The sequence below is a fragment of the Streptomyces sp. MBT53 genome (genome assembly GCF_016654115.1).
Lineage (GTDB): Bacteria > Actinomycetota > Actinomycetes > Streptomycetales > Streptomycetaceae > Streptomyces.
Map to the genome: position 1 here is coordinate 1 of NZ_JAEQAZ010000332.1, position 5,426 is coordinate 5,426.

The window sequence follows — 5,426 nt, forward strand, 5'->3', positions numbered from 1 at the left end:
CCAGCACGCTCCCGCCCGGTCGGCCGTTGCCGGTTGACCGGGCGGGAGCGTGCTGGGACCGGTGTTCGTCCACCGGAAGTTCGACCTCGCTGACGAACCGGTGCGCGGGTTTCTCCGATCCAACCCCCACCCGACGAGCGGGCCGAGCCGATGCCGGCGTGGACACCACCGCCGTAGGCACAGGCGCAGGCTCAGGCGCAGAGAGCATGAACCAGACAACCTTCCCGGACTCGCCCTCCGGCCGCACCCCCCAGCTCTCGCTGACGGCGGCCACCATCGCAAGCCCCCGCCCACAAGTGGCAGTGGCCGCGACATCGGAGATGTCGCCGGCGACAGGGAGCCGGGGATCGTGGTCGTGCACGGAGACGACGAGGTGGTCGAGCAGCAGCTCGATCTCGACGGTGCATGTCTTGTCGGGCTGGGCGTGCCGGTGGACGTTGGTCAGGAGCTCTGTCACACCGAGCGCCGCCCGGTCTATCAGTGGATCCAGATGCCAGTAGCGCAACTGCGCAGATACGATTCTGCGGACCTGGCCGATCCGCGACGGCAGGGCTTGGAGCTCTACCGCGCAGTGCCTGCTTGGGTGAGTGATCACGGCTGCGACTCCCCGACGAGAGGTCCGGAAGAACACGGAGTTCGGATCCAGCAGGCCGGTCGAGGGAAATAGGCCGCCTGCTGTTGTGCCCGGCGGCTGGTTCGCAGCGTTATCGCCGGTAAACCCAGAGTGACGTGAGACCAGAGTGACGCAGGGGTGGCGGTCGCGCAACTTGCCGCTATTGACTGCCTGCTCGCGACACCGATCAGCTGCCGCCCAGCCCAGCCCAGCCCAGCCCCGCGACGGCGGCCGGCCCGCGACGCCCGGCACGGGCCGGCGGTCGCCCCAGCCCAGCCCAGCCCAGTCCAGCCCGGTCAGCCGCCCCCACGCCCAGCAGCCTTGCGCACGGCCTCGATGAACCGCCGTGCCGCAGGCGGCCCGGGCTGCCCCGGAGCCGGATCGTGCTCGCCGAGGGTCAACAGGTACCGATTCCCGTTCAGGTCGGCCAGCGCCCGGTCCTCCGGCGCGAACCACGGCTTCGACGCGCGTACCGCCTGCACCGGCGCACTGTCGATCTCACTGCCGTAGCTGGTGAGCAACTCCAGCCTGCCGTCGTTGATCCGGACCTGTCCGGCCCGGGTGAGTGACCGCAGTCGCTTCCCGATCCGCACGCCCGTGGCCGTGAACTCCGGCTCCGCCATGCTTCCCCGCCCCCTTGCTCCAGGACATCTGGTGATCCAGTGTGCGCCCCCGTTTGTGCGCCCCCGTTCAGGACGTTCGTCCCGCTCCGGTGCAGTCTGCCCGCACCGGGCGTCGAGCACCAGTACGCACCACGCGGTCACGGTGAGTACCCGGAGCACTCGCATAAATGCGCCCCCAGGATCAGACGTGATCGCTCGCCAGGATCCGACGTGATCGCTCGCCAGGATCCGACGTGATCGCTCGCCCGGATCTGCCGTGATCGCCCCCCAGGGGTCCCTTTGACCTGCCCAAAGGCATGTTTATGCAGGTGAGAAGCGTGCGGACGGTGCATATGATCGAGGTGTCGGCCGCGTGAGGCGCCGTCGGCGCGAAGCGTAAGGAGCCCCGCCGTGAGCACCACCCCACAGGCCTCGACCGGTGTCACCCTCGATGTCGACCGCAGCGACACCGCCTACCGGAGCTGGCTGAAAGAAGCCGTCCGCAAGGTCCAGGCCGACGCGAACCGCTCCGCGGACACCCACCTCCTCCGCTTCCCGCTGCCCGAGCACTGGGGCATCGACCTGTACCTGAAAGACGAGTCCACCCACCCCACCGGCAGCCTCAAACACCGCCTCGCCCGCTCCCTCTTCCTCTACGGCCTGTGCAATGGCTGGATCCGGCCCACCTGCCCGGTGATCGAGGCGTCCAGCGGCTCGACCGCCGTCTCCGAGGCGTACTTCGCCAAGCTGATCGGTGTCCCCTTCATCGCGGTCATGCCGCGCACGACCAGCGCCGAGAAGATCCGCCTCATCGAATTCCACGGCGGCCGCTGCCACTTCGTGGACGACCCGCGCAAGATGTACGAGGAGTCGGCCGCCCTGGCGGTGGAGACCGGCGGCCACTACATGGACCAGTTCACCTACGCGGAGCGGGCGACGGACTGGCGCGGCAACAACAACATCGCCGAATCCATCTTCCGCCAGCTGGAGTTGGAGCGTTTCCCGGAGCCCGCGTGGATCGTCGCTACGGCCGGCACCGGTGGCACCTCGGCGACGCTCGCGCGCTACGTCCACTACACACAGCGGGACACCCTGGTCTGTGTGGCCGACCCGGAGAACTCCTGTTTCTTCGAGGGCTGGACCACCGGCGATCCGGACGTCACCCGCGACTGCGGCTCGCGTATCGAGGGTATCGGCCGCCCCCGGATGGAACCGAGCTTCGTGCCCGGCGCCATCGACCGCATGATGAAGGTCCCGGACGCGGCCAGCGTCGCCGCCGTACGAGCCCTGGAACAAGCCATCGGCCGCAAGGCGGGCGGCTCCACGGGCACCGGACTCTGGAGCGCCCTGAAGATCATCGCCGAGATGGTGGCAGCGGGCCAACAGGGCAGCGTGGTAACCCTGTTGTGCGACCCGGGGGACCGCTACCTGGACAAGTACTACTCGGACAGATGGCTCACGGAACAGGGTCTGGACATCACGCCGTACAGCGAGGCGATCAAATCACTGCTGAAGACGGGACTTTGGCCCGACCTGAGCTGAAGCGCGCCCCAAAGGGGCGCGGGGAACTGCGCGCCCAGCCACATCGAACCTGCAGACGACCGATGACCAACGCAACCTAGCGCGTCAACCGCCGATCCAATGCGAGCACCGCCCCCTTGAACGCCCGCCCCAACCCAGGCCGAGCCAACCGCACCGCACCCCGAAACACAGCGTTCCCATCCGCGGCGAACGTCCACTGAACCCGTGTTCCGTCCGCGGCGCCCGGCGTCAACCGCCACTCCTCGACCAGCGCGCGAGCGCCCGGCGCATTGGTCGCGTCGACGCGATAGGCGTATGTCTCCGGCGACTTGGCCACCAGCACGCTCTCCTCGAACCGCGTCCCGCCCAGCAGCCGAACCTCACGCCCCGTTCCGTCTCCGGTGGGCCGAGCCGACTTCACCGCCGAAAACCACTCGCTCCAGCCGACCACGTCCTCGGCGAGCGCATGGAACACCGCCTCGGGCGGCGCGGTGACCTCGCGCGCGAAGACCAGCCGTACGGGGGCGGTCTCGACGAAGTCGATTCCCACCGGGCGCAGACGCTGAGCCATGGTGAAACCTCCTCTGCGCAAAGGTAGTTCGCGGTGGGCGCGGCGTCACGATAGCTGACGGGTCGTCAGATGTCTGCCTCGTCGTCGTCGGGTTCGCCCGCCACCACCAGCCGCCGCAGATGCTCGGAGATGTCCTCGCGTGCCTCGGCCGGCAGCCCCGCGTCCGTCACCAGCGTGTCGACCTGCTCCAGCGCGGCGAACGAACTCAGGCCCACCGTCCCCCACTTGGTGTGGTCGGCGACCACCACGACCCGCCGCGCGGACTGCACGAGCCTGCGGTTGGTCTCGGCCTCGGCGAGGTTCGGCGTGGACAGCCCGGCCTCGACCGATATGCCGTGGACGCCGAGGAAGAGCATGTCGAAGTGGAGCGCCGCGATCGCCTGGTCGGCCACCGGACCCACCAGCGAGTCGGAGGGGGTCCGTACCCCGCCGGTCAGGACGACCGTCGCCGCGCCCTGCCGCTGCCCCGAGGTGCGCTGCGCCGCGTGGAAGACGTCCGCCACCCGCACTGAGTTGGTGACCACGGTGAGGTCGGCGACCTCGAGGAGATGATGGGCCAGCGCGTACGTCGTCGTACCGCCCGAGAGCGCGATCGCCGTGCCGGGCGCGACCAGTTCCGCCGCGGCCCGTGCGATGTCCTCCTTGGCGGTGAGCTCAAGGCCCGACTTCGCCTCGAAGCCCGGCTCGTGCGTGCTCGCCTCGACGACCGGTACCGCCCCGCCGTGCACCTTCTCCAGAACGCCCTGGCGGGCCAGCGCGTCGAGGTCGCGGCGGACGGTCATGTCCGACACGCCGAGCTTGCGGGTCAGTTCGTTGACGCGGACACCGCCCCGGCGCCGGACCTCGTCGAGGATCAGGGCGCGCCGCTGCTCCGCGAGGAGGTTCTGATTCTCACTCACGTACGCTCCGGTCCTTTCGCCTCAACCCGTCCGACCGTCCTGCGCACCGGCTCGGAGCAGGACCTTCGTCCCGGCTGCGGTGCGCGGACGTCCCATCCTCGCACGCCCCCGCAAGCACTGCGCCATCGCCTGTCCCGACGCGCACATGTCATCGGGGCCTCACGCGTCCCCCGTGTTGTCACACGGATCGGGGAGATTCGGTGACAGGGCGTGTGCGACGCGCCGAAAGGGGCGATCCTGGTGGTCACACGGACACAGACAGACGGTACGTCACGGGGGATGTGCGAACAGTGGAGCGTGTGCAGGAACATGCCGTCACGAGCGGGGCCGACGAGCCCGTCGGACGGCCCGACCGAACCAACCCGACCGACCGGCCCGAACGGACCGAACCCGCCCTGGAACTCCTGGTCCACGGAGTCGGCGGCGCCACACCCGAGGAGATGCTCGGTGATCCGCGCACGGTGCGGATCACCGGCGACGACACGGCTGCCGTCTTCCGTCGCACCGCCGACGTCGACGCCGAGTCCAGAACCGCCGACGGCCGCACCGGACCGATCCGCGAGGCGTACGTCTGGTGCAACCTGACCTCCGGCAACGGCACCCGCGCCCTGTGGTTGTTGCTGCTGCCGTTCATGGTCGTCAACCTCGCGCACTGGATGCGCCCCACAGCCCGCGACCGGAAACGGACGGTGCGCTTCTACGGCCTGCTGGTGCGGCTCGCGGGACTCACCCTGACCGTGCTGCTCGTGGCGGCGGCCTGCGAGGTCGCCCTCGATCTCGCCGCCTGGCAGTGCGCGGGCACGCGCGCGTGCGCCGAGCGCCACTCCTGGCTGGGCTTCCTGTCTCCCGCCGTGTCGCACGACAGCTGGTGGAGCCGACCCGGCCGCCGCCTCGCGCTCGCCGCCCTGGTGCCGACCGCGCTGACCGTCCTCCTCTGGTACCTGTCCCGCCGTACCTGGAGCGCGTACGAGTCCCAACGCCCGATTCCCCGCCGGCCCGAGCCCGACAACGAGACCGACCAGAGCTCGCTCGGCCGCCCCGGCTTCTGGTACGGCCGCCGCCTGGTCGCCCGGCTGCGGGCCGCCCACACGGCGGCCGGCCTCCTGACCGTCGCCGCGGCCGTCACCGTCTCGACGGCGACCTTCGACCGTGGACCCGACGGATCCCACGACCCCACCCCCGCCCCCCCCGTCCTCGCCTCCATCGGCGGGCTCCTGGAG

General features: G+C 70.1%; 5 protein-coding genes and 1 pseudogene. 2 read left to right on the forward strand and 4 right to left on the reverse strand.

The window, feature by feature from the left end; translation table 11 throughout:
• Together JHN45_RS50015 and JHN45_RS50020 are read right to left on the reverse strand one after the other, a co-directional pair.
• Positions 1-595 (reverse strand): ATP-binding protein (locus tag JHN45_RS50015; RefSeq protein ID WP_201056105.1); only part of this gene is annotated, 595 nt, incomplete at its 3' end.
• A gap of 314 nt (positions 596-909) precedes the next feature.
• On the reverse strand, positions 910-1,236 hold the full coding sequence (locus JHN45_RS50020; RefSeq protein WP_019075127.1) for a hypothetical protein: 327 nt from the start codon (positions 1,234-1,236) through the stop codon (positions 910-912).
• A gap of 390 nt (positions 1,237-1,626) precedes the next feature.
• Here JHN45_RS50020 and JHN45_RS50025 point away from each other — a divergent pair, with 390 nt between their 5' ends.
• Positions 1,627-2,757 (forward strand): PLP-dependent cysteine synthase family protein, encoded by a 1,131-nt coding sequence (locus JHN45_RS50025; RefSeq protein WP_201056107.1) that lies wholly within the window; start codon positions 1,627-1,629, stop codon positions 2,755-2,757.
• 76 nt (positions 2,758-2,833) lie between these two features.
• Here the strand turns inward: JHN45_RS50025 and JHN45_RS50030 are convergent, their stop codons facing one another.
• Positions 2,834-3,307, reverse strand: a complete 474-nt coding sequence (locus JHN45_RS50030) for an SRPBCC family protein (protein ID WP_201056109.1) — start codon at positions 3,305-3,307, stop codon at positions 2,834-2,836.
• 65 nt (positions 3,308-3,372) lie between these two features.
• Positions 3,373-4,206, reverse strand: coding sequence for a DeoR/GlpR family DNA-binding transcription regulator (locus JHN45_RS50035; RefSeq protein ID WP_200717283.1), 834 nt, complete (start codon positions 4,204-4,206; stop codon positions 3,373-3,375).
• Positions 4,207-4,496: 290 nt separating this feature from the next.
• Between JHN45_RS50035 and JHN45_RS50040 the strand changes: the two are divergent.
• Positions 4,497-5,426 (forward strand): annotated as a pseudogene (locus JHN45_RS50040) (hypothetical protein); the annotation flags it as partial.